The organism is Liquorilactobacillus vini DSM 20605, from assembly GCF_000255495.1.
Taxonomy (GTDB): Bacteria; Bacillota; Bacilli; order Lactobacillales; family Lactobacillaceae; genus Liquorilactobacillus; species Liquorilactobacillus vini.
This window is the reverse complement of record NZ_AHYZ01000062.1, coordinates 1-24,869: the sequence shown is the minus strand read 5'-3', so window position 1 is coordinate 24,869 and position 24,869 is coordinate 1. Positions and strand designations below refer to the sequence as shown.

The following is a 24,869-nucleotide window of genomic DNA, read 5'->3' as shown; positions in this document are numbered from 1 at the left end:
AGTAGTGAGATTATGGCTAATGAAGTATTATTTCCAGGAGATACACTTGGGATAATTGGTGAAAGTCCAAATGGAATTATGTTGGCAGAAACAGCCAAAAAAATGGGCTTTAAAGTCATTGCTTATAATTCAAATGAAGCAGCTCCCACAGTCCAGGAAGCTGATTTGGGAATCATCGGCAACTTTAAAGACAAAGCAAAGCTGCAGGACTTTGCTGAAAGGTGTTCAGCGGTCACGTATGTTTCTGATCAAGTGCCGGCAGAAGTCATTGGTTTTTTGGAACGTTTCACGCGTATCCCGCAAGGCAAAGATGCACTTGAAATTTCACAGGATCGATTATTAGAGCGGGCTTTTTTGGAACAAATCAACATAAATATTGCACCATATGCCACGATCGTCAGCTTGGATGATGTTTATCAATCAGTTAGCTCAATTGGCTATCCATGCATTATTAAGCCGATTCAAAAAGAATTTGGACATCGCTACCAACAATTGATTACGAAACAAAGTGACATTGCGCGTTGTGCAGATTTTATTGATTACGGGACTTTTGTTTTAGAAGCTTGGATCCCGTTTAAAAAGGAACTCTCTGTAGTTGTTGTTAAAGATGAAGAGGGTGAGTTGAAGCTTTTCCCGATCGTTGAAAACTATTATCGTGATCGGCGTTTATTTGAATCGGCAGTTGGCGGTCAAATTGAAACTAATGTTGCAGCTGAAATTCACAAATTAGCAACGACGATCGCTGAAAATCTGACTTATACTGGTGCCTTGGAAATTGCCTTTTTCTTAACGGAAAATGGAGCAATCTATGTTAAAAAAATTGTTCCAACGATCCATCCAGTAGGCTATGTTTTTGACAAAGCAACCAATGTCTCAATGTTTGAGCAGCATATGCGGGCCTTAGCTAAAATGCCACTAGGTGACGTTGAATTGTTAAAGCCAACGGTGATGGTCAAATTGCATACTAGTGATTTAGAAGCGCTCCGGACACAGTGGATTTTGAAAACTAATTGGCACTATCGCTTTTATCGTTATCCCAAAATAGCTCGCCAGCAAGAACCTGGTTATCTGTTAGCTCAAGGAGACAATGTTGATGAGATTAAGGAGCAGCTGGCTGCAACGAGCGTCTGGCAGGAACCGACTGAGACTGATGGAGAATAAAAAAACAAGGCAAGCTTCATGTTTTTTTCAAGAAGCTTGTTTTTATTTTTGTTATAATAAAAATTGATTGGATTCAAGAGGGGATTGAAAATTTTGGAAGCCGGAGAAATCTTAACTGGGTTAAACGATAAACAAAAAGAAGCAGTGGAACAAATTAATGGACCATTGTTGGTAATTGCCGGTGCCGGTAGTGGGAAAACACGGGTCTTGACTCATCGCATCGCTTATTTGATTGAAAATGTTGGCATTAATCCTTGGAATATTTTGGCGATCACTTTTACCAATAAAGCTGCTCGTGAAATGCAAGAACGTGTCAGCCAATTGTTGGGAGCGGCGGCGGCTGACGTTTGGGTTTCGACTTTTCACGCTTTATGTGTGCGAATTTTGCGCCGTGATATCGACAAATTAGGTTACGAACGGACCTTTACAATCGTTGGAACTAGCGAACAGCGAACTTTGATGAAGAATGTTTTAGCTGAATTAAATTTGGATAACAAAAAGTTTGATCCGCGGTCTTTATTAGCCAGTGTTTCTAATGCTAAAAATCAGTTATTGACACCAGCTGAATTAGCCGCTCAAGCCAATGGTCCGTTTGAAAAACAAGCGGCCCAAGCTTATCGCTTGTATCAACAGGGCTTAGAAAAGAATCAGGCAGTGGATTTTGATGATTTGATTATGTTGACTTTAAAACTTTTTAAGCAAGAGCCGGAGATTTTAAAACATTATCAGGATAAATTTCTTTATCTGCACGTTGATGAATATCAAGATACTAATGAAGCACAATATCAGCTTGTCAGTCAGCTAGCTGCCGGCTCACATAACTTGTGCGTTGTCGGTGATGCTGATCAGAGTATCTATGGTTGGCGTGGTGCTAATATGCAAAATATTTTGGATTTTGAAAAAGATTATCCAAGTGCTAAAGTTGTTAAACTCGAACAGAATTATCGGTCGACTAAAACGATTATACAGGCAGCCAACTCAGTTATTAAAAACAACGTTAATCGCAAGGTGAAAAAATTATGGACAGAAAACCATCAGGGCGATAAGATCCATTATTATCGGGCACAGAGTGCTAATGATGAGGCTTATTTTGTTATTCGTCAGATTCAGCAGTTAATGCAGGATAAAAGCTATCGCTATCAAGACTTTGCTATTCTGTATCGGACCAATGCTCAATCGCGAACGGTTGAAGAAGCTTTTGTCAAATCAAATATTCCTTATCGAATTGTAGGTGCACATAAATTTTATGATCGCAAAGAAATCTTGGATATTTTAGCTTACTTGCAATTAGTTACTAATCCCCAAGATTCACTAAGTTTCAATCGGGTTGTTAACGAGCCCAAGCGGGGAATTGGTGCAGCTAGTTTAGAAAAGTTGACAGATTTTGCCGCTTATCAGCAAATTTCTTTATTAAAAGCGGCTGAAAATCCAGCGATGGCCAATATTTCTGGCAAAGCGGCACGGGAGCTTGAAAACTTTGCGGTAATGATCAATCACTTACATCAGTTACAGCAATCAGTTGATATTACCGAATTAACCGAAAAGATTCTCGTCCAAAGTGGCTATCAGGCAGCATTGCAAGCAACTAAAAATTTGGAAAATCAAAGCCGGTTAGAAAACTTGGATGAATTTTTGACAGTAACGCGCCAATTTGATGCTACCTGGCAACCAGAAAATGAAGACAGTGATCGATTTGTTGATTTTCTTGCTGATTTGGCTTTGATGTCGGATCAGGACTCTTTAAGCGAAGAAACTGATGAAGTTGCTTTGATGACTTTACATGCAGCTAAGGGATTGGAATTTCCAGTTGTCTTTTTAGTTGGGATGGAAGAAGGGCTTTTTCCGCTGGGACGTGCAGCGTTCAATGAAACCGAACTTGAAGAAGAACGACGATTGGCATATGTCGGCATTACCCGGGCAAAACAAAAATTATATTTAACGAATGCTTTATCACGGATGCTTTATGGCCGCCAGCAGACTAATCCAGTTTCCCGCTTTATTGATGAGATCGATCCAAGTTTGTTGGAAAGCGAAAACTCACAGGCCGCAGCCACCAATGTTGGAGCTTGGCATCGTCATCAACTGAGCAGCCGTCGTGTTACTAATTCACCGTTGCGGACCAGACAGCATGCAACTTCCAGTGTTCAAGCGGTTAATCCCGGAACTGGAGCCCAAAAAGCGGCCTGGAAGATTGGGGATAAAGTCTGGCATAAGAATTGGGGTCAGGGAACGATTGTCAAATTATCGGGCAGTGGTGAGGATTTAGAATTAGATATTGCCTTTCCGGGCCAAGGGATTAAACGTTTATTAGCAGCTTTTGCCCCAATTAGTCATAAAAAGCAGTAGACTTAAAGGAGGACTTATATCATGAATGAGGCGCAAGCAGCTCAGCAAGCAGCTCAGTTGCGTGAGCAGCTGAATACTTGGAGCCGCCAATATTATGTTGAAGACGCTCCAACTGTTGAAGATCAGGTTTATGATCAAGCTTATCGGCAGCTGCAGCAGCTCGAAAAACAGTTTTCTCAGTTGATCACGCCTGATTCGCCAACCCAAAGAGTGGGTGGTCAGGTCCTGAACAAATTTGAAAAAAAGCGGCACGCCATCCCGATGCTATCTTTAGGGGATGTCTTTTCAAAAGCCGAGTTATTTGAGTTCGATCAGCGATTGCAGCAGCAAGTTCAACAAGCAGTTGCTTACAATTGTGAATTAAAGATCGATGGTTTGGCGATTTCTTTAGTTTATCGTGATGGATTGTTGGTTGAAGGATCAACCCGCGGCAATGGGATCATTGGTGAAAACATCACTAATAATTTAAAAACCATCAAGGCAATTCCGCTACGGCTAAGTGAGCCAGTCTCGGTGGAAGTTCGGGGTGAGTGTTATATGCCTAAGGCGGCGTTTGTTCGCTTAAATCAGCGCCGTGAAGCAGAGGGCTTGCCGGTTTTTGCTAATCCACGCAATGCAGCGGCTGGCAGCTTGCGGCAGTTAGATTCGCGGATCACAGCTGCCCGCCAGCTGAGTACCTTTATTTATTATTTGATGGAGCCCGAAAAATTTGGCTTGCAAACACAAAATGCCGTTATCAAACAGTTAGCGGCTTGGGGTTTTAAGGTCAACCAGGAATCCCGGGTTGCTCATACTCACCAAGAAATTGAGGCTTATCTTGATGAGTATCAAGCCAAACGGCCCAAATTGGCTTATGATATTGATGGGATTGTTTTAAAAGCCAATCAGCTAAAAATTCATCAGCAGGTTGGTAATACGATCAAAGTGCCGCGCTGGGCGATTGCCTTTAAGTTTCCACCAGATGAACAAACAACCATTGTGCGGCAAATTGAATGGACAATCGGTCGAACTGGGATCGTTACTCCAACAGCCGTTATGGACCCAGTTGTGTTGGCCGGAACGACTGTCAGCCGTGCTTCGCTGCATAATCCGGACTATCTTTTGCAAAAAGATATTCGGGTAGGTGATACGGTCAAGTTGCATAAAGCTGGTGACATAATTCCTGAAATTTCAGAGGTCGTTTTAAAACAGCGCCCGGCGACCAGTCAGCCAACTGAGATCTTGACTAACTGTCCAGTCTGTCAGGCTAAGCTGGTTCATTTGGACGAAGAAGTAGCTTTGCGTTGCATCAATCCTAAGTGCCCTGCCTTAATTAAAGAAAGTATCGTTCATTTTGCTTCGCGGGATGCAATGGAGATTACTGGTCTTGGACCACGCATTGTCGAACAGCTTTATCGACAGAATTTAATAGCAGATGTGGCTGATTTATACCGATTAGAAGCTAATGATTTGTTAAAATTAGATAAATTTAAAGAAAAATCGACTCAAAATCTCTTGACGGCAATTGATCATAGCCGGCATAATTCAGCTGAACGCTTATTATATGGTTTAGGGATTCATCACGTTGGAATTAAGGCTGCTCGCTTGCTCTTACAAAATTTTGGCAGCGTGGAACAGTTAATGCAAGCTGATGAAGATCAAATTGCCGGGTTGGCTTCAATTGGGCCGACGATTGCCCAAAGCGTCGTGACTTATTTTGCAAATCAGGAAGTCAAACAGCTGATCGCGGAATTGTCAGCTGTCGGAGTCAATCTAAAATATTTGGGTCAAACTTCGGCGGCAATACCGAGTGATAGTTTCTTTAGTCATAAACGCGTTGTCTTGACCGGGAAATTAGAAACTTTAACCCGTTTGCAAGCTAAGAAATGGCTAGAAGCACATGGCGCGCAAGTGACGGGCAGTGTTTCTGCAAAAACTGATTTGCTAATTGCTGGTCAAGCTGCTGGTAGTAAGTTGACCAAAGCTCAGTCCTTAAAAGTCGAAATCATGACGGAAAACAGATTTATTGAATTAATGGAGGCAGAAAAGTGAAAAAAATTGGCATTCTTGTTAGTGCGTTAATTGCCTTGCTTTTAGGCGGCTGCAGCCAAAGCAGCAAAACTTCAACAAGCTCTTCACCAAGCAAAAGCAGCTCATCTTATCAGATCACTGCTAAATCAAATAACAGCCAGTATCAAACGGTGATCAACAACGGAAGTTATTTGACTAGTAAGTCACGCGGCGTCGGAATTTCGCAAAACTCAGATAACTTGTTAAATTTGAAGAGCTTTGAAAGCGGCTTGTTGCAGTTGTCTAAAAGCAAGTTTTCAACCAGTGATTACATCTTTCGTGAAGGACAGATCCTTTCAAAAGCGACAGTTGAAAATTGGCTGGGACGTCAATCTAAGTCTAATTCTTCAGGATTGAATCCAGAGAATAATGGTCAAACTGATCCGAATAAACGTAATCCAATCTATGTTCAGCAACTTGAAGAACAGGATTATATGAAACAAAAGAATGGCAAATTGACTTTATCTGGTATGACGATCGGAATTGGCATGAATCATAAGGATTATTATCAAAAAGAACAATACGGGGCAACTTATTCAACCACAATTTCCAAAGCTAAAATGATCGAAGAAGGCCGTCTAGCTGCTGCTAAAGTTTTGCAACGAGTGCGTAAAAAAGTTGGCAATAATGTACCAATTTTAATTGCAATGTTTGAACAAGCACCAAATGATAGCTTGGTTGGCGGGTCATTTTATTCATATGCTTATGTCAAAAGCGGCAGTACGATCAGCACCTGGAATGATATCAATCTGAAGAGCTATATCATGCCGGCGACTTCAACTAATTCGGTGCCAAATGATAATGATGAAACTTCTTTTGAAAGCTTTAAAAAACAAGTTCAGAATTTCTTCCCGAACTTGGCCGGTGTGACAGCTCAAGCGGAATATGATAATAAACAGCTGCAAGGTTTGCATGTTAATATCACAACGCAATTTTACAGTGAAACAGAAATTATCAGTTTTACCCAATATTTAGCGCAAGCTGCGCGAAATTATTTGCCAAGTGGAATTCCAATTGACATTACTGTCAAGGGAAGCGATGGGACAGTTCAGAGCTTCTTGGCTAAAACTGCTAAGCAAACTAATTATTATACCCATGTTTTCAGTAGTTATTAGTAAAAAAAACAATGAATTTTTGATTGAGGTTCCAGCAGATAAAAATCTTATGCTAAAATACAGTTATTAAAGGGAAAGAAGGAGTACTAATGGCAATCACTGCAGATGAAGTAAAACATGTTGCGGGGTTAGCTAAATTAGCTTTCACCGATCAACAGCTCCAGAAGTTCACTGGACAAATGGATGAAATTATTAAGATGGTCCAACAGTTAAGTGAAGTTGATACAACTGATGTACCAGTAACGACTCATGTTACCGATGCCAAAAATGTTATGCGGGCTGATGTTGCCGAAAAAGGAACTGATCGTGAGTTATTGATGAAAAATGTTCCGGATAGTCAAGACGGTTACATCAAAGTTCCGGCAATCATTGATGAAAGTGGGGAAGCATAAGCAATGGATTACTTTAAGCAAGATCTGACCAGTCTACATGAATTATTAGTAAAAAAAGAAATTAGCGTTACTGAATTGGTCAAGGAAACTTTTGCCACGATCAAACAGCGTGATCAAAAACTAGCAGCTTTTTTGACGCTTAACGAACAAACTGCTCTCGAGCAAGCTGCTTTGCTTGACCAAAATGGCGTCGATCCAGAAAATATTCTGGCAGGAATTCCTTTAGCAATTAAAGACAACATTGTCACGAAAGATTTGCGGACCACTGCTGCCAGCAAAATCTTAGAAAACTTTCAGCCAATCTACAATGCAACGGTCATGGATAAATTAGCTGTTAAACAAGTCATTACTGTTGGTAAAACCAATCTTGATGAGTTTGCGATGGGCGGTTCAACAGAAAACTCGGCTTTTAAAATTACGAAGAATGCTTGGGATCAGACCAAAGTTCCTGGCGGTTCATCAGGTGGGTCGGCTGCTGCTGTTGCCAGTGGTGAAGTAATCGGAGCTTTAGGCTCAGATACAGGCGGTTCGATCCGCCAGCCAGCTGCTTTTAACGGTATCGTCGGCGTCAAGCCAACATATGGTCGAGTATCACGGTTTGGCCTGATTGCCTTTGCTTCCAGTATGGATCAGATTGGACCATTGACGCGAACGGTTAAAGACAATGCGTTGATCTTAAATGCTATCAGTGGGGTTGATCCACATGATGCTACCAGTTCAACGCAGTCAGTTCCAGATTTTGCCGCTGGTTTGGATGGCGACATCAAGGGGATGCGGATTGCTGTCCCGAAAGAATATCTTGGTAAAGGGATCGCCGCTGATGTTCGAGAAGCAATTCAAAATGCGATCAACACCTTTGAAAAATTAGGTGCATCAGTCGCTGAGGTCAGCTTGCCGCACAGTAAATATGGTGTGCCAGTTTATTACATCATCGCATCATCTGAAGCGAGTTCTAATCTGCAACGCTTTGATGGCATTCGTTATGGTTATCGGGCACAGGATGTTAAGAATTTGGAAGATGTTTATGTCAAGTCGCGTTCCAAAGCGTTCGGCGATGAAGTTAAACGGCGCATCATGTTAGGAACTTTCTCATTATCGGCTGGAACCTATGATGCCTTTTTCAAGAAAGCTGCGCAGGTTCGGACTTTGATTTGCCGTGATTTCGCTAAGGTTTACCGGGACTATGACCTGATCTTGGGACCAACTGCTCCGACCACTGCTTTTGGGATCGGTGAAGATATTGATGACCCAGTTACCATGTACATGAATGATATATTGACAATTCCCGTAAACTTAGCCGGTTTGCCAGGGATGTCATTGCCAGCCGGTTTTTCAAATGGTTTGCCGGTTGGGTTGCAGTTGATTGCCAATCAGTTTGATGAGCAGACTTTGTATCGCGCTGGTTATGCCTTTGAACAAGCAACCGATTTTCATAAACAAGTTCCAGCGATTGGAGGCCAGAATTAATGAATTTTGAAGCAACGATCGGACTTGAAGTCCATGTTGAATTAAAAACCAATTCGAAAGCATTTTCGCCAGCACCCGTTGAATACGGGGCTGAGCCGAATACGAATACCAATGTTGTTGACTGGGGGTATCCGGGTGCTTTGCCAACAATCAACCGCGGGATTATTGAATTCGGAATGCGGGCGGCTTTAGCTTTGAATTGTGAGATTACGCGTGATATGCTTTTTGATCGAAAAAATTACTTCTATCCTGATAATCCGAAAGCTTATCAGATCACCCAATCAGAAACGCCGATTGGCCGCAATGGCTGGGTTGAAATTGAAGTCGATGGCAAAAAAAAGAAAATCGGGATCGAGGAAATGCACGTTGAAGAAGACGCTGGTAAAAATACGCATAGTCCGGACGGCTATTCATATGTCGATCTAAACCGCCAGGGAACACCATTGATCGAAATCGTTTCAAAACCAGATATTTCATCGGCCGATGAAGCTTATGCCTACTTGGTGAAATTACGGCAGATCGTACAGTTTACCGGTGTTTCTGATGTTAAGATGGAAGAAGGCTCAATGCGAGCTGATGTTAATGTTTCCGTGCATCCAATTGGTTCAGATAAATTGGGAACCAAGACAGAAATGAAGAACTTAAACTCTTTTGAACATGTTCGTAAGGGAGCTCATTATGAATCGAAACGGCAACAGCGGGTTTTGCTGGCTGGTGGCAAAGTTCAGCAGGAAACGCGGCGTTTTGATGAAGCAACAGGTGAAACAGTTTTGATGCGGGTCAAGGAAGGTGCCAGCGACTATCGCTATTTCCCAGAACCGGATCTGCCGCCGGTTCACATATCTGATGAATGGATTGAAGAAGTTCGTCAATCGATTCCTGAGATGCCGGATAAACGGCGCGCACGTTATGTTTCAGAGTGGAAACTGCCAGAATATGATGCAGGAGTTTTGACACAGACCAAGGAAATGTCCGATTTCTTTGAAGCAACTGTTGCTGCTGGCGCGGCTCCTAAATTAGCTGCTAACTGGTTGATGGGTGAAGTTAACGCTTATTTGAATGCCAAACAGATCGATTTGCCAGCAACTAAATTAACGCCTGCCCATTTGGCAACAATGATCAAAATGATTGAAAATGAGACGATTTCTTCGAAGATTGCGAAAAAAGTCTTCAAAGAGATCATTACTAATGATACGGAACCAAAAGCTTGGGTCGAGCAAAAGGGTATGGTCCAGTTATCTGATCCAGCAGTTTTACAGCCAATCATTGATCAAGTTTTAGACAATAACCAAAAGTCAATTGATGACTTTAAGAACGGCAAAGATCGAGCAATTGGTTTCTTGGTTGGTCAGATTATGAAACAAACACACGGAAAAGCCAATCCAAAAGTTGTTAATCAGTTATTGCTGGCAAGTTTGCAGGCCAGATAGTCGTTAAAATAAGTTTGGGTGATTAAAGGGGTAATTGAGAATGCAAAAACGCTGTCGAATTATTTATAATCCGACTTCTGGCCGGGAAGCTATGAAGTATGATTTAGTGAACATCCTGAATATTCTGGAAAGAGCTGGCTATGAAACGAGTGCTTTCCAAACTACTTCCGAGCCTAACTCAGCTAGAAATGAAGCAAAAAGAGTTGCACGAGCTGGTTTTAATTTAGTGATCGCGGCTGGCGGAGATGGGACAATCAATGAGGTTGTTAATGGGATCGCTCCGTTAAAACACCGGCCCAAAATGGGAATCATTCCGGCTGGAACAACGAATGATTATGCCCGGGCTTTGCGGATTCCGCGGGAAAGTCCAATTGAAGCTGCTAAAGTGATTGCAAATGGTAAAACCGTAAAAATGGATATCGGTCAAGCTGGCAAAAAGTATTTTGTTAATATCGCAGCTGGAGGGTTGTTGACCGAATTAACCTATGGCGTACCATCTGAATATAAATCTTTGTTCGGCTATTTAGCCTATTTGGTTAAGGGAGCAGAACTGTTACCGCGAATCAAGCCAATTAAAATGAGTTTACAATATGATGGTGGCGAATTTGATGGAACAGCCTCGATGTTTTTCTTGGCGCTAACAAATTCGGTCGGTGGTTTTGAACAAATTGTTCCAGATGCTTCGTTGGACGATGGTAAATTTACACTGATCGTGGTTAAAACTAGCAATTTAGTTGAGATCCTACAGCTGATCACAATGGTTTTAAATGGCGGCAAGCATATCAATGATCCCCGGATCTTATATGTTAAAACATCGAAGCTAATTGCCCATCCGGTTGATGATAAATTGATGATTAACATTGATGGTGAATATGGTGGGGATGCTCCAATGGCTTTTCGCAATTTGAAGCAGCATATTGAAATGTTAGCTAATATTGACGAAATTCCAGCAACTGCAATCACTTCACCAATTGAAGATGCACAAGAGGATGCTCGTGAGCATTTTGTTGCGGAAATGGAAGGAATTGCCAAGCAGGAGAAAAGCCCTGTGAACAAGATCACTGACCAAACGGCAAATAAAGAATAAGCTAAAAACACCGTTGCTTCAAGATATTAAGAGCACGGTGTTTTTTGACTAATTAAGAAAGTGAGATAGAAGTATGAAAAATGTTCCAGTTCAAAAAAATCAGGAACTAGAATTAACGATTGAGGACTTAAGCTATCAGGGCAGAGGAGTAGCCAAGGTTGGACATTATCCCTTGTTTATTGAAAATGCCCTGCCAGGTGAAAAAATTTTGGCCCATGTTTTAAAAGTCAGCAAGAATTACGGCTTCGCTAAAGTCGTGGAACGATACAATGATAGTCCAGAGCGCCAAGCTAATTCTAAGTTGGCTTATTTGCAAACGGGGATCGCACCGCTGCAGCATTTGACCTATCAAGCCCAACTTCAGTTTAAACAAAATCAGCTTCGCGAGCTATTGCATAAAGTTCATTTAGATCAAATTGCGGTTGCCCCGACGGTCGGAATGGCAGAGCCACTACACTATCGCAATAAAGCTCAAATTCCGGTTCGAATGGTCAACGGCCAACTGGAAACGGGCTTTTTCAAGCAGCGGAGTCATCAGTTCGTTGTTTTGCACGATTTTTTAATTCAGGATCCTAGAATCGATCAGATTTTAATGGTCGTCCGCGATATTTTACGCGAATTTGAGATTCCTGCTTATAATGAACCAGCACACAGCGGAATCTTGCGTCATATCGTCATTCGTCGCGGTCATTATTCTGGTGAGGTCATGGTGATCTTGGTCACCCGCTCGCGTAAATTACCGGCAGCAAATCAAATTGCCCAGGAAATAATTGAGCATTGCCCAGATGTCGTCAGCGTTTACCAAAATATTAATCCCGCGCGGACTAATGTTATTCTAGGAAAAACTGAAAAATTGCTTGCCGGCAAAGAACAAATCACTGATCAGCTGAATGGAATCAATTTTGCAATTTCCCCACAGTCATTTTTCCAAGTGAATTCTTTGCAGACTGAAAAAATCTATCAATTCGCCATTGAAGCTGCTCATTTGACTGGTCAAGAAACAGTGATTGATGCATATTGCGGGATCGGAACAATTTCATTAAACCTGGCACTTCAGGCTAAGCGAGTTTTAGGGGTTGAAATCGTTCCGGAAGCAATTGCTGATGCAAAAAAGAATGCGGCCTTAAACCGGATTAAAAATGTGGAATTTCAAGTTGGTTCGGCCGTCGAGTGGATGAAAAAATGGGCCGATCAAGATCTTAAACCAGATGTAGTGGTCTTTGATCCGCCACGCAAGGGACTGGATTCAGAGGTTTTGGCGAGTGCCTTGCAGCTGGCACCCAAGCGGATCGTTTATGTCAGTTGTAATCCAGCAACTTTGGTCCGTGATCTGCGTTTTTTGGCCGATCACGGTTACGCGGTTGCCCAGCCGATCCAGCCGTTTGATCAATTTCCCCAGACAAATCATGTGGAATCCGTAACCGTCCTTGAGCGCACAGATAAATAGCCTGTAAACGCTGGTATGCCGGCATTCTTGATAGATGAAAAGTGTACTAATTCCTCTTTTGGTGATTGGAATTAGTACACTTTTTGCTTGTTGAGCTAGAGGGTCGAGTGGACGACGTGCTGGATTTTTAGGTTGTGTAGATAAGTGTCCGTTTTGGGGAGGTGAGTTGGTTAAGTTGATGAGAGAAGCAGTAATGGTTGACATGACGATAAGATAATGGATGTTAATTATTAAAGATATTTATAATCAAAGATTTAATTTATTGATTCTAATCAATTTTTGTAAAATGCTTTTATGCTAGATTTATATTGCAATAGTCAAATGGAAGGATGAGAAATATGGTTGATTATATTGCAAAAATTAAACCAATAAATGCGGATAAAATTGAAACACAGACGCATGGAATAGCAACATTTAGTGAAAATGGTAATAGCCTTCATATTCATGTGGAAATGTTTGATACGCCTGCCAATATTGAATATTGGGAACATTTCCATGGATTTCCAGATGGGAAACAAGCTCATGTTCCGACGCTAATGCAGGACGTGAATCATGATGGTTTTATTGATTTACCTGAAACAAAGGCAGTATCTGGGACAACGATGGTTCCTTTTGATGATGTACCACAAGAAATGAACATTCCCCATGATGGCTACCCGGTTGCAGATAAATATGGTCATTATGAATATGATAAGGATGTCCCATTAAAAGATTTACAAGCAAAATTTAAGCAAGCATTTGGTAGTGAGGATCTTCAATTAGATAAACGAGTAGTTTATGTTCACGGCGTACCAGCGGATCTTAAATTACCATCTAGCGTTGCCGGTAATGTTATGAGTTATGATGCACATACAACTTTGCCAATTGCTGCTGGAGAGATTAAATTGGCACATTAATTTTTATAGAACTGAAATTTGAAAGCCAGAGTCTATGCTTTTTGCATGGTTTCTAGTCTTCTTTGTATATTATCTCTTTTATTAAACGAAATTTACACGATAAAACTGTGATTTTTTGCTTAAAAGATAAATATAAAAAGACACTAGTATCTTGATAACAGTCAAGTCACCTAAATTGTTTTTTACCTATAATGTGTAGTGTCAAGAAAGGGAGAGGTGAAAAATGATTAAGTTACAACAATTTTTTATGGGGTACAAAAAGCAGCTTTTGCTTGTTAATACTATTCTGCTGTTGCTTGCTGAAGGATCTAAATGGCTATTGCACATGAATTTACCATACCAGGCTTTAATGCTTATCGTGGGAATTGTCGGAGTGCTTCCAATTGCTTTGACGGCTATTTCATCTTTAAGGGTTAAATTAATTTCTATTGATGTATTAGTATCGCTGGCGGTAATCGGTGCCTTCATTATTGGTAAATTTAATGAAGCAGCCATTGTTACTTGGCTATTCATGTTAGGAGATGTACTGGAAGAATTAACCCTAAAGAAAACGCGGTCAGCCGTTGCTGATTTAACCAAAATGGCACCACAGACTGCGTTAGTTGTTCAAGATGATGGCTCAACTGAGAAAGAAGACGTCGATTTCATTGATCCTGGTGAGAAGATTTTAGTTAAAACTGGTGATCAGGTTCCAGTCGATGGCAAGGTTATTTCAGGTTCTGGTTATCTTAATGAAGCCAGTGTTAACGGTGAATCTAAATTAGTTAATAAAAAAGCCGGTAATGAAGTATATGCAGGAACTATCCTTGAAAACGGTACATTGACTGTCGAAACTACCGCAGTCGGTGAAGATACGACTTTCGGTAAAATTATTGAAATGGTTGAAGAAGCACAAGATACAAAGTCACATACAGAAAAGTTAATTAACCGGTTTTCCAAATATTACACTCCTGCCGTACTTGTAATTGCGATTGCTGTGGGCCTAATTACTAAAGATCTTAAGTTAGCTATTACGGTCATGGTGCTAGGCTGCCCAGGTGCTCTAGTTATTGGTGTACCAGTATCTACAGTTGCTGGTATCGGTAATGGTGCTAAAAGCGGCATTATGTTTAAAGGGTCGCAAGTAATGGATCAAACTCACCGGATTGATGAAATTGCTTTTGATAAAACCGGCACTTTGACTGTTGGACATCCAGAAGTTAGTGCAATTGAGGTATTAAATGGGCCCAAAGATGAAATTATTAAATTAGCTGCTCAAATTGAGCGTCAAAGTAACCACCCCTTAGCTCAGGCAATTGCCAAATTAAATAAACAAAAGCCAGCTTCAATTAAAGTGGAAACTGTTAAGGGTAAGGGAATCATCGCCACTTTAAATAATCAAAAATATTATTTAGGTAACCAAAAATTAATTGTTGAAAATACTCGTGCCAATGCAAAATTGGGTAAAACAATTGATCATTTGAGTCAATTAGGTAATTCAATTGTCACTTTTGCCAATGAGGACCAAAGTCAATTAGCTGTTTTTGGTATTAAAGACCAATTGCGCCCAGAAGCTAATGATGCTTTAACCCACTTAAAAGAATTAGGGGTTAAGAAGCTAGTGATGCTTTCTGGAGACAATCAAGAAACTGCTGAACGAATTGCGGCGAAGTTGCCAATCGATGAAGTTCATGGTCAAATGTTGCCACAAGACAAGGCTGCTTTTGTTAAAAAAGAAAGAGCTAAGGGACACCATATTGCTTTTATTGGTGATGGGATCAATGATAGTCCGGCCTTAGCTAATGCTAATGTTGCAATTGCCGTTGGTAGTGGAGCGGATGTTGCCATTGAAGTTTCAGACATAGTTTTAGTTAAAAATGACTTGCGAAAGATCGCTTATGCCCTTGGATTATCCAAGAAGACAATTTTGAACATGAATGAAAATATCGTGATGGCTTTACTGACAGTCTTATTGTTGTTCATCGGTTTGTTTGCGGGTTATGTTGAAATGGCAAGTGGGATGTTTATTCATGAATTTAGCATCTTAATTGTTATCTTGAACGGGATGAGATTAATCAAATTTCAACAAAAATTGACGATCATCAAGTTTATAATCAACAAAACAAAGTATCATTAGATATGTAAATTAATAAGGAAGGTGAATTTAATCATGGAAAAAGTAATGATGAAATTATCTGGCATGACCTGTCCTTCATGCTTAAGCAAAATTGAAAGGGCGGTTGGTAGTTTGGATGGAACCGACCAAATCAAAGTTTTATTCAATGCAGGAAAGCTAAAATTTACGTTGGATCCTGATAAGACTAAAACTGTTGACGTCAAGACAGCTATTGAAAAAATGGGTTATGAAGTACAAGGAATTAAGGAAAAGGAGCTTAACTGATGAATGCAGAAGAAAAATACCAGGCGGAATTGAAGCAAAGCGACCTTGATCACCATCAGCCAACTGCAGCTGCCATGACTGGTCACATTATTTCTAACTTGTTAATCCATTCTTTAAAGATTAACCAAGCTAACTTATTTGCTAAAGGATCTGCTAGTCTTTTTTTAGCCGAAAAAGCTGCTGGTTGGATTGCTTATGAACGTCAGGAATTTGACCAATTGAATCACTTATTGGTTAATAATGGTGAAAGTATTCCAACAATTACAGCTCAATTTAAGGAATATACTATGCTAGAAGAAGATGGCAGTAGTAAATATTTAGCAGATGATAAGCAATTATTTGCCTTGGTAAAAGATTTTGATACGCAAACGCTCTTCATTACTAAGGCAATTGCTTTAGCTAACAATGAAAGTTGGCCAGAATTATCTGCTAATTTAACTAATTTAATGGCTTGGATTAAGGAGCAAATTCGGGTAACTCAAGACTTCTTAGGTCATGAACTAAAAGAAGGATTGTATGTCGAAGACGACGATGATGACTTTTAATTAAAGGACGATGAATTTAATGGCTGATTTATGTGTTAACTTAGTACCACTATTTAATGCTTTACCTCAGGATGAGAAGATGCAAATCGAAAAATTAGTTCAGCATAAAAACTATCAAAAGGGTGAAGTAATAATTGATCCAACGATAAATGATAATTTAGTAATTGTCGCTGATGGTAACGCTAAGCAGTACACCTTAGATGAAGACGGCTATGAGAATGTTTTGCAAATCTTGCATACGGGTGATTATATTGGTGAGGATTGGCTTTTTGGTCAAGAAAATATCAATAATTACGTCGAGGCTACGGAACACAGTGAAATTTGTTTATTAAAACGGCAGGATCTACTGAAGCTGATGCATAAACAGCCAGAATTAAGTATTCGATTATTGGAACTAAATATTGTTAAAGTTTCGGAAATGCAAAAACAAATTCACTTGTTGGCTTTGCCGAAGGTTGAAGACCGGTTATTAAAGTATTTACAAACATATGCAGATGAAATTGGTAAAAACAATTTTACCTTACCCTTAAAAATGAAGGACTTAGCCTTATACCTTGGAACAACACCTGAGACCCTGTCTCGTAAATTTGCTTTATTAAAAAAGCAAGGTCAACTGAAGCGTCAATTACGTCGAATTGAATTATTCGAAAATTAGTTTAATTAGGCAATTATTGCTTAGTTGATAATATACACATTATATCAGTTTAGAAAATAAGAGAAAGGCGGGTCATATTATATGCAAAGTGAATTTCAAAAAATTTTTCAAGAAATTCAAGCAGATCCTGATAATGAATCTTTTACAAAGCAAGGGATCAAGCCACTTTACTATGCTTCTTCATCTGCCAGAATAAATATCATTGGTCAAGCACCAGGACGAATTGCCCAAGAAAAAATGAAATTCTGGGATGATCCTAGTGGTGATCGTCTTCGGACCTGGTTAGGGGTTTCGAGAGACGTTTTCTATAATTCTGGAATGATTGCAATTTTACCAATGGATTTTTATTATCCCGGGAAAGGCAAGTCTGGAGATCTTCCACCGCGCAAGGACTTTGCTAAAAAATGGCATCCACAACTATTAAAGTTAATGCATGACATTCAACTAACCATTTTAGTGGGTGCTTATGCAACGAGGAGGTACCTTCATCTAAGGTACAAAGATCGGTTGACTGATATTGTCAGGAACTATCAGCAATACCTGCCAGACTATTTTCCAATCGTTCATCCGTCACCACGAAATAAAATTTGGGAGGCAAAAAATCCATGGTTCGAGGAGCAGGTAATTCCAGACCTGCAAAGAAGAATTCAAATAATTCTAAATAATTAGGGGATGATCCAGATGTAGAAACTAGGCATTATCGGTGGTATAGGCCCAGAAGCAACAATGAATTATTATTCGGCAATCATTAAGCGGTATCAGGAGCAGATCGGGACTGATAAAGAGCTGCCTCGTATCACTATCGAATCCATTAATATGTATCACATGTTCCGTCTGCTTGATGCTCAACAGTATGATAAAGTCGCCGGTTATGTAGGAGCTGCGGCCAATAATTTATTGAAAGCCGGGTGTGACTTTGGATTGATGTGTGGCAATACGCCCTATCTATTATTTGATCAGATTCAAGCGCGCACTGATTTGCCATTGTTAAGCATTGTCGAGACAGCGGTAGCGGCTGCCCAGCAGTTGCACCTTCAACGATTAGCTTTACTAGGCACCAAATTTACAATGCAAAATGACTTTTTCATCAAGCCATTTCGAGAGGCCGGAATTGAAGTTTGCCGTCCCAGTGAAAATAATCAATCCATAATTCATCAAAAAATTGTAGACGAACTCGAAAACGGGATTGTTAAGAAAGAGACTAAGCAGCAGTTAATGATAATTATCAATAAGATGGTTCAAAAAGATCACCTTGATGGTGCAGTCTTGGGATGTACCGAATTGCCGTTAATCTTAGGGCAGGAAGATTTCAATAACATTCAAGTGTTTGATATTGCTCAGGTTCAAATCAAGGCTGCTGTGGATCAACTTCTAAAAAAGCTAAAATAACTGAGTGCCGCAGATCCTGAATATTTACAACTTAACTTTAACCACTTCACTATCTTTGAACGTGAACTCCATGTAACGTTGAAAGATGGTGATTTTTTCGATTAGGCGGCGGACAAGTTGCGGATCGAATTCTTGGATGCCGTGCTGGTGCTCATCTACGAAATCGCTGACCTGGTTGATATTGTGTAGTTTAACTTGATTTTCTGTTTCTATGCTCTGCACCTTTTCCTTTTGTTTCCGTAGAACCATGACCTCTTGAGTGAGATCGTCACAGTTTTGGTGCTGGTTAGCAGCTTGAATTAGTTTTAACTGTGCATCTTCCAGTTGCTTATCAAGTTCTTCAATTGTTGGCCCTTTGGAATTCTTCACGATCTTCATGATGTTAGCCTTAATTTGTTTATCGGCTAGCTCATGGCTTTCGATTAGCTGATTGATGGCATCAAGGGTTGCCACTTTTAATAACTGTTCCTTAATATTACGGATCATACAACGTCGACCTTTCTTGCTACGTCTAATTCGGCTGGCACAACGCCAAACAGCAACTTTGGTTGGCCGATACCACATGTTTCTCTGGAAGATGTCACCACATTTTCCGCAAAAGACCCGTTGCGAAAAGCAGTATTTGCCGTTAACTCTGCGGTGACGACCATTTTTGGTAGTAATGCCGTTACGCCGTTGACGGATTAGATTCTGTACTTGCATGAAGACCGATTTAGGAATAATCGCTGGATGGTCATTTTCAACATAGTATTGGGGCATGATCCCTTTATTCTTAACTCGTTTCTTGGTTAAAAAGTCAACGGTATAAGTTTTCTGGAGGAGTGCATTACCCATATATTTCTAGTTTTTTAGAATCCGGTTAACACCGCTGGATCCCCAATTAGTTCCCTTGCCGCCGGTTAAGACACCATCTACCTTGAGTGATTCGGCAATTTGTTTCATCGTCATGCCTTGCAGGTAGCTATAGAAGATTCGTTTAACCGTTTTAGCTTCTTCTGGTTCAATCACTAAATTGCCATCTTTATCCTTGGTATAGCCCAAAAAGTGATTATGGTTAATCAGAACCTTGCCTTGCTGGTAACGATATTGCAACCCGAGTTTGACATTTTGGGATAAGGACTCACTTTCTTGCTGGGCGAGGGAAGCCATAATGGTAATTAGGACCTCACCTTTGGCGTCCATTGTGTTAATGTTCTCTTTTTCAAAAAAGATTGCCACATTGATGGCTTTCAAGTCCCGGATATACTTTAGACAATCAATTGTATTCCGCGCAAACCGACTAATTGATTTGGTAACAATTAAGTCAATCTTACCAGCTTTACAAGCGGCAATCATTTTATTAAATTGTTCCCGTTTCTTGGTATTAGTTCCTGAGATTCCATCATCGGCAAAGATTCCGGCCATTTCCCAGCTGGGATCTTTTTGAAGTGCGCCCGGCATGGGTGATAACTAGGCGGTGTAAGTCCGCTGTGGGCCGTAGTAGTCGGAACCACGAGTTGAAGGCAAGGGCGTCCGCCGTGAGACGGAGTCTAAAGGAAGCCTAAGACAAAATACCGAACCGATGTACAAGAAGTGGCTACAAGGCTGATTAGACTGGATGAAGTTGCTTCACAAACTGAAGTCCTACACTACTCGAAGTCTAAGTCAGTAAAGCCAACGGTTGCATGGTATGAAAGCTATCACTCTTACCCGGGGAGGCCTGGCGGATAAGTTCCCAACAAGGACGCCGGTATAGGTGTACGGAAACAAACTAGTCAGTGATGGCTAGCTGAATCCGGTAGGAGTCAGCCGAGGTCATAGTAATCTGCCGTATGACAGATGAAGGACTGAACAATAATAATTCTCACTGATACTGGAGGTGTTGGTAGTGCGAAAATTGCAGAAAACAGAACAAGCTGACCGCCAAGGGATGGATAGTCTGGAAGACAAAGAGTATCTTGGGGCGCATAGTACTACTAACGGTGAAAGTACGGCGCAGGATGGCATTCAATTTGTAGACCGGGTCCTTGCAAGTAGTAATCTGAACCTAGCGTTTAAGCGTGTTCGGAGGAATAAGGGCGCAGCTGGAATTGACGGCATGACCGTTGACCAACTGGCCGAATATATTTACAAGAACCGGGAAGAACTCCTAGAGAGTTTACGTAATGGAACATATCGGCCGCAACCAGTCAGACGGGTAGAGATACCAAAACCCGATGGCTCAACCAGAAAACTGGGAGTGCCTACAGTTGTTGATCGTATGATCCAACAAGCTGTGGTACAGGTGATTTCCCCGATATACGAACAAGTATTTTCCGACAATAGCTATGGATTCCGACCAGGCCGGAGTGCGCATGACGCGATTCAAAGCGTCACCGAACTCTACAATCAAGGCTACCACTATGTGGTAGACCTCGATTTAAAGGCATACTTTGATACGGTTAACCACGACTTACTAATGAACTTCATCAAACAACGAGTAACTGACCCATGGCTACTCCACCTAATTCGGCGCTTTCTAACAAGCGGGGTCATGAATGGCGAGATGTTTCGAAAAACGACGAAGGGAACACCACAAGGTGGGAACCTGTCGCCGCTACTGGCCAATATCTACCTCAACGAGTTGGACAAACTATTGACCCAGCGGGGCCACCAATTTGTGCGCTATGCCGATGACTGTAATATTTATGTCAAAAGTAAGCGAGCGGGAGAACGAGTCTTGCGCAATGTCACAATCTTTCTTGAAAACAAGTTGGAACTAACAATTAACCGCCATAAAACAACGGTTGGTTCACCACTCCGACTAAAGTTTCTAGGATTTACGCTCGGTGTAGACCGTAATGGGGCATATGCACGACCGCATAAGGTCGTGAAACAGCGAATCAAACAAGCCCTTAAGATAATGACTGGGCGAAGTCGTGGAATTAGTTGGTTAATGTTGATGAAGGAAATTAAACAGAAAATGCGAGGATGGCTACAGTACTATGGGATTGGCAAGATGAAGACGTTTATTCAACAACTGGACCAATGGTTGCGAAGTAGAATTAGACAGTTGATATGGAAACGGTGGAAGAAAATCAAAACCCGATATCGTGAGCTAATTAAGCTAGGAATGACACCGGAACAGGCCAAGACTAATGCCAATACCCGCAAGGGATATTGGCGAACTGCCCATAGTAAAACACTAACCTATACGTATACAAATCAAAAGCTGGAGCGTCTTGGACTAATAAATCTGTCCAAGACACTCCAGCAAATACAGAGTGCTTAAATTATTGAACCGCCGTATACGGAACCGTACGTACGGTGGTGTGAGAGGTCGGTAATTGAAATAATCAATTACCTCCTACTCGATTCAGCTCTTTATAGTGACTAACTTGTGTTTCATATGAGTTAGCTTGTTCATCAAGTTCAGTTGATACCCGGCAGTAGGCCGCAACTCGTAGTTTTTCTGATTGTGGTTCATCTGGTAAACGGTGGACACTATTGCCACGTTGCTGATGAGCAGGAATGATATGTACTTTACCCAATTAGGTCCACCTCACTTTTAATGGTACTGTATAGATATTCAGCCTGTTTAATAGGTTCATTGAACCGTTGATGAATAATATCTCGATAGAAATGCTCGTTAACCATGGCTTTCTTGGCAAGATGTTCTTCCAAATTAAGTCCACATTTTAGCTGAAAGGTAATCTCATATTGATTAAGAATCTTAACTGACCGGACATAAGTTTGAAACAGTTTGGGATCAAACCTAGTTAGTAATTGTCCTTGCTGGCACCAGCGGAGAAGTTCGCGAAAGTCCTCCAGATTATTGGCATCGTCAGTGTGATTACTGTTAATTTGTTTAATTCGCTGTTGAATCTGATAGGTGCTTTGTTCCAGTTCAGCGGTTTGATTGATATACAATGACTGATCAATTAAACCTGCCTGTAACAGCTTATTTAATGTTTCCGCCTTGTCATCATTTTCTTTAATCTGCTTGGCAAATTGACTTAGCTTCCCGGCAGGATCATTGATAAGGTTGTCCCTTAATTGTTGCACTAAAGGCAACATTAAGAACTTTTTACTGAAGGTCAGTTTATTCATCATGTTGCAAAAGGCGTTTTGAATCCATTCCTCGGGAATTGCTCTCACTGGGCATAGCTTTGCCGAATGCAAATGCTTCTGACAAGCCCAGCAGGTTTTATTTGGCCGCGTCTGTCGTTTGAACGCAGAACCGCAATAATCACAAATGAGTTTCCCGGTGAATAGGTAGTGTTGCTGGTATTTGTGATTCCCGGACTCAATGTGTCGTTCTTGTGCGACTTGTTTCAATCGATCTTGGACTTGATTAAAGTCATGATGGTTGATTATTCCTTTATGATGGTCCTCAATTAAATACTGTGCTAGTTCGCCTTGATTAAAATGCCGGTGGTATTGATCATCGCGGTAGGTTTTCTGGCATAGCATATCACCGGTATAGTTAATATTGCGCAGGATATTAATGATGGTACTACTCCACCAATGATGACCACGCTGGGTTTGAATTTGCTGAGTATTTAACTGCTTGGCAATATGTCCAGTTGATTGACCTTGTAAGAAGCTGGTGAAAATCTGCTTAATAATTTTCGCTTCACTGGGCTTAATAACTAAGTTGGAGCTAGTATCAATTATGGACAGCTTTTGGTAGAATATTTTTATCAGGATTGGATATATATGGTCATTAATTATCATCTTGATGTTAAGAAGCTGAGGATATTTCTTGATCAAAATAAAAAACAGTAAAATATTTTATCAAGCACATGAAATATTAAAGGTCACCGCCTTATTTGGGAGGCTTTATACAGTTGAATATTGAAGAAATAACTGATAAAAAGAAAAAAAGACTCATTGCTAAAGCAATTCTAGCTGATCTTCCTGAATGGTTTGGATTGTCTGAAAGTACAAGGGAGTACATTATTAATTCTCAAAACAGGCCATTTATGGCTTACCAGGTTGATGATGAATTTGCTGGTTTCATTGTTTTGAATTTAACTAGCGAAGACTGCGCAGAGATTTATGTGATGGGAGTTAAGAAAAAATATCAGCGAAATGGAATCGGAACAAAACTAGTGAAAGCTTATGAAGCGAAAGCAAAGCAGTTGGGATGCACTTATTCACAAGTCAAAACAGTCAAGTTCGGTTGCCATCAAGAATATGATTTAACCAATCGTTTTTACCAACATTTAGGATATAAAAAGTTAGAATGTTTTCCAACTTTGTGGGATAAATGGAATCCTTGTCAAATTTATATCAAATATATTGGGAAATAGGTGAAAGTTTACATTAATTTTTGAGAGTGTGTTTTGCAAAATTTTAGCGATCGAATTGAAAAATAGCTAACTTGATGGTTAAATTTTATTTTACGTGGGTGCTCAAGCTGTTAAAAGAAAGAAAACCAGTTGGTATAGCAGATTACTGATAAAATGCAACTAACTTTTGCTTCTTTAAAGATGCTAGTGTTTTTAAATGGTCGGTGAAATACAGGCTGCGATCAAAAATAGCAATGATTATCCAACCTTTTTTAAAGCTTTTTTGCGATTAGTAAACAGTTAATGTGCTAAAATAGCCAATGAATCGAACAATTAATTTGTTTAATTGGAAATATTTGTAAGCGGAGTTTTAGCTGCGCTTAATAGATGATATTTAGTTATAGTGGTTGATTAAACAAACATACTAGTTATTGAAGTAAATCCATGATTTTTAACGAGAAAGGAAGTTTATGCATGACGAAAGTAGCAGTTGTTTTTGCTGATGGTTGTGAAGAAGTTGAAGGCTTGAGTGTTGTTGATGTCCTAAGGCGGCTAGGCATTCCAACAGACATGGTTGGTTTGACCAGCAGGGATGTCATGGGTGATCATAAAATCAAACTAACGTGCGATAAAGTGGTTGATGATAGCTTACTGGATTATGATTTGGTGGCTTTTCCCGGTGGCATGACTGGCTCAGCTAATTTGCGGGATAATCAGAAGTTGCGGGATTTAATGGTTAAACGCCATGAAAATGGCCAATGGGATGCAGCCATGTGTGCCGCACCCCGGGCTCTAGCTCGCTATGGTGTTTTAGCTGATGCCGATTATACAATTTTTCCTGGCTTAGATTCAGAAACAAGAAAAGATGAACCAACTGGCAATTTCAAAGAAGATATTACCGTGACTGATCAGAAACATAAGATTTTAACTAGTCGCGGACCGGCAACAGCTTGGGCGTTTGCCTATGCGATTGCGGAAACGTTAGGCTATGATACGAAAGACTTGAAACATGGAATGCTTTATGACTATTTAGCTGATAATATTCAAAATAGTCTTTAATTTATTTAATTGCTGCTAATGGCTTGTAAGCGGGCAAATGGAGATATGGAAAATATTTCTGTTTGTCTTTTTTAATAGCTGACTAAAGTCAAAAAATGGTAACAGACAGGGACAAGCTTGAGCAATTAAAAAAGGAGTGAAAAAATGACGTTAAGGATTACTAAAAAATTTCAAGTGAATTTTAACCAGCAGAGCTGTA

General features: G+C 40.4%; 20 protein-coding genes and 2 pseudogenes. 19 read left to right on the top strand and 3 right to left on the bottom strand.

The window, feature by feature from the left end; genetic code table 11:
- The first annotated feature begins 12 nt into the window (after window positions 1–12).
- The 16 genes and pseudogenes from ON15_RS03975 (at window position 13) to ON15_RS11220 (ending at window position 18,359) form a co-directional block, all read left to right on the top strand.
- Window positions 13–1,161, top strand: a complete 1,149-nt coding sequence (locus ON15_RS03975; protein WP_010580192.1) for an ATP-grasp domain-containing protein — start codon at window positions 13–15, stop codon at window positions 1,159–1,161.
- A 93-nt stretch (window positions 1,162–1,254) separates the two neighbouring features.
- Window positions 1,255–3,507 (top strand): DNA helicase PcrA, encoded by a 2,253-nt coding sequence (pcrA, locus tag ON15_RS03970; protein WP_010580191.1) that lies wholly within the window; start codon window positions 1,255–1,257, stop codon window positions 3,505–3,507.
- A gap of 21 nt (window positions 3,508–3,528) precedes the next feature.
- A complete protein-coding gene (gene ligA, locus ON15_RS03965; RefSeq protein WP_010580190.1) occupies window positions 3,529–5,538 on the top strand; it encodes an NAD-dependent DNA ligase LigA in 2,010 nt (669 codons plus the stop codon).
- Window positions 5,535–6,671, top strand: a complete 1,137-nt coding sequence (locus ON15_RS03960) for a CamS family sex pheromone protein (RefSeq protein WP_010580189.1) — start codon at window positions 5,535–5,537, stop codon at window positions 6,669–6,671. The genes ligA and ON15_RS03960 overlap by 4 nt, the downstream gene beginning before the upstream one ends.
- Before the next feature lie 89 nt (window positions 6,672–6,760).
- Complete coding sequence (gene gatC / locus ON15_RS03955) at window positions 6,761–7,063, top strand: Asp-tRNA(Asn)/Glu-tRNA(Gln) amidotransferase subunit GatC (RefSeq protein ID WP_010580188.1); 303 nt, start codon at window positions 6,761–6,763, stop codon at window positions 7,061–7,063.
- A 3-nt stretch (window positions 7,064–7,066) separates the two neighbouring features.
- A complete protein-coding gene (gatA, locus tag ON15_RS03950; RefSeq protein WP_010580187.1) occupies window positions 7,067–8,530 on the top strand; it encodes an Asp-tRNA(Asn)/Glu-tRNA(Gln) amidotransferase subunit GatA in 1,464 nt (487 codons plus the stop codon).
- Entirely contained in the window at window positions 8,530–9,960 is a 1,431-nt protein-coding gene (gene gatB, locus ON15_RS03945; protein WP_010580186.1) for an Asp-tRNA(Asn)/Glu-tRNA(Gln) amidotransferase subunit GatB, read from the top strand. The genes gatA and gatB overlap by 1 nt, the downstream gene beginning before the upstream one ends.
- 40 nt (window positions 9,961–10,000) lie before the next feature.
- On the top strand, window positions 10,001–11,047 hold the full coding sequence (locus ON15_RS03940; RefSeq protein ID WP_010580185.1) for a diacylglycerol kinase: 1,047 nt from the start codon (window positions 10,001–10,003) through the stop codon (window positions 11,045–11,047).
- Between the two features lie 73 nt (window positions 11,048–11,120).
- Window positions 11,121–12,494, top strand: coding sequence for a 23S rRNA (uracil(1939)-C(5))-methyltransferase RlmD (gene rlmD / locus ON15_RS03935; RefSeq protein ID WP_010580184.1), 1,374 nt, complete (start codon window positions 11,121–11,123; stop codon window positions 12,492–12,494).
- A gap of 338 nt (window positions 12,495–12,832) precedes the next feature.
- Window positions 12,833–13,390, top strand: coding sequence for a hypothetical protein (locus ON15_RS03930; protein ID WP_010580183.1), 558 nt, complete (start codon window positions 12,833–12,835; stop codon window positions 13,388–13,390).
- A gap of 223 nt (window positions 13,391–13,613) precedes the next feature.
- Window positions 13,614–15,514 (top strand): annotated as a pseudogene (locus tag ON15_RS03925) (heavy metal translocating P-type ATPase).
- Window positions 15,515–15,539: 25 nt separating this feature from the next.
- Complete coding sequence (locus ON15_RS03920) at window positions 15,540–15,770, top strand: heavy-metal-associated domain-containing protein (protein WP_003671691.1); 231 nt, start codon at window positions 15,540–15,542, stop codon at window positions 15,768–15,770.
- Entirely contained in the window at window positions 15,770–16,315 is a 546-nt protein-coding gene (locus ON15_RS03915) for a DNA-binding protein (RefSeq protein ID WP_010580181.1), read from the top strand. The genes ON15_RS03920 and ON15_RS03915 overlap by 1 nt, the downstream gene beginning before the upstream one ends.
- A 19-nt stretch (window positions 16,316–16,334) precedes the next feature.
- On the top strand, window positions 16,335–16,970 hold the full coding sequence (locus ON15_RS03910; protein WP_010580180.1) for a Crp/Fnr family transcriptional regulator: 636 nt from the start codon (window positions 16,335–16,337) through the stop codon (window positions 16,968–16,970).
- An 81-nt stretch (window positions 16,971–17,051) separates the two neighbouring features.
- Window positions 17,052–17,639 carry a uracil-DNA glycosylase family protein gene (locus ON15_RS03905; RefSeq protein WP_010580179.1) on the top strand — a complete coding sequence of 196 codons (588 nt, stop codon included), beginning with the start codon at window positions 17,052–17,054 and terminating at the stop codon, window positions 17,637–17,639.
- A 27-nt stretch (window positions 17,640–17,666) separates the two neighbouring features.
- Window positions 17,667–18,359, top strand: a complete 693-nt coding sequence (locus tag ON15_RS11220; protein ID WP_328285371.1) for an aspartate/glutamate racemase family protein — start codon at window positions 17,667–17,669, stop codon at window positions 18,357–18,359.
- Window positions 18,360–18,383: 24 nt separating this feature from the next.
- On the opposite strand, the pseudogene ON15_RS12190 reads toward ON15_RS11220, so the two are convergent.
- Window positions 18,384–19,799, bottom strand: a pseudogene (locus tag ON15_RS12190) (recombinase family protein).
- 427 nt (window positions 19,800–20,226) lie between these two features.
- Here ON15_RS12190 and ltrA point away from each other — a divergent pair.
- Window positions 20,227–21,609, top strand: coding sequence for a group II intron reverse transcriptase/maturase (gene ltrA, locus ON15_RS03880; RefSeq protein WP_010580177.1), 1,383 nt, complete (start codon window positions 20,227–20,229; stop codon window positions 21,607–21,609).
- Between the two features lie 64 nt (window positions 21,610–21,673).
- On the opposite strand, the gene ON15_RS03875 is transcribed toward ltrA, so the two are convergent.
- A complete protein-coding gene (locus ON15_RS03875) occupies window positions 21,674–21,868 on the bottom strand; it encodes a phage integrase family site-specific recombinase (RefSeq protein WP_010580176.1) in 195 nt (64 codons plus the stop codon).
- Window positions 21,861–23,054 carry a recombinase family protein gene (locus tag ON15_RS03870; protein WP_081580158.1) on the bottom strand — a complete coding sequence of 398 codons (1,194 nt, stop codon included), beginning with the start codon at window positions 23,052–23,054 and terminating at the stop codon, window positions 21,861–21,863. The genes ON15_RS03875 and ON15_RS03870 overlap by 8 nt, the downstream gene beginning before the upstream one ends.
- A gap of 113 nt (window positions 23,055–23,167) precedes the next feature.
- Between ON15_RS03870 and ON15_RS03865 the strand changes: the two genes are divergently transcribed.
- Both ON15_RS03865 and ON15_RS03860 read left to right on the top strand, forming a co-directional pair.
- A complete protein-coding gene (locus tag ON15_RS03865; RefSeq protein WP_010580174.1) occupies window positions 23,168–23,632 on the top strand; it encodes a GNAT family N-acetyltransferase in 465 nt (154 codons plus the stop codon).
- 453 nt (window positions 23,633–24,085) lie between these two features.
- The gene (locus tag ON15_RS03860; RefSeq protein ID WP_010580173.1) at window positions 24,086–24,670 is read left to right on the top strand and encodes a DJ-1/PfpI family protein; all 585 of its coding nucleotides are present in this window, start codon (window positions 24,086–24,088) and stop codon (window positions 24,668–24,670) included.
- The last annotated feature ends 199 nt before the right edge of the window (window positions 24,671–24,869 follow it).

Coding starts and splice junctions, on each gene's coding strand:
- ON15_RS03975 (WP_010580192.1), top strand. CDS start 13: ATGGCTAATGAAGTATTATTTCCAGGAGATACACTTGGGATAATTGGT.
- ligA (WP_010580190.1), top strand. CDS start 3,529: ATGAATGAGGCGCAAGCAGCTCAGCAAGCAGCTCAGTTGCGTGAGCAG.
- gatC (WP_010580188.1), top strand. CDS start 6,761: ATGGCAATCACTGCAGATGAAGTAAAACATGTTGCGGGGTTAGCTAAA.
- gatA (WP_010580187.1), top strand. CDS start 7,067: ATGGATTACTTTAAGCAAGATCTGACCAGTCTACATGAATTATTAGTA.
- gatB (WP_010580186.1), top strand. CDS start 8,530: ATGAATTTTGAAGCAACGATCGGACTTGAAGTCCATGTTGAATTAAAA.
- ON15_RS03940 (WP_010580185.1), top strand. CDS start 10,001: ATGCAAAAACGCTGTCGAATTATTTATAATCCGACTTCTGGCCGGGAA.
- rlmD (WP_010580184.1), top strand. CDS start 11,121: ATGAAAAATGTTCCAGTTCAAAAAAATCAGGAACTAGAATTAACGATT.
- ON15_RS03930 (WP_010580183.1), top strand. CDS start 12,833: ATGGTTGATTATATTGCAAAAATTAAACCAATAAATGCGGATAAAATT.
- ON15_RS03920 (WP_003671691.1), top strand. CDS start 15,540: ATGGAAAAAGTAATGATGAAATTATCTGGCATGACCTGTCCTTCATGC.
- ON15_RS03915 (WP_010580181.1), top strand. CDS start 15,770: ATGAATGCAGAAGAAAAATACCAGGCGGAATTGAAGCAAAGCGACCTT.
- ON15_RS03910 (WP_010580180.1), top strand. CDS start 16,335: ATGGCTGATTTATGTGTTAACTTAGTACCACTATTTAATGCTTTACCT.
- ON15_RS03905 (WP_010580179.1), top strand. CDS start 17,052: ATGCAAAGTGAATTTCAAAAAATTTTTCAAGAAATTCAAGCAGATCCT.
- ON15_RS03870 (WP_081580158.1), bottom strand. CDS start 23,054: ATGATAATTAATGACCATATATATCCAATCCTGATAAAAATATTCTAC.
- ON15_RS03860 (WP_010580173.1), top strand. CDS start 24,086: ATGACGAAAGTAGCAGTTGTTTTTGCTGATGGTTGTGAAGAAGTTGAA.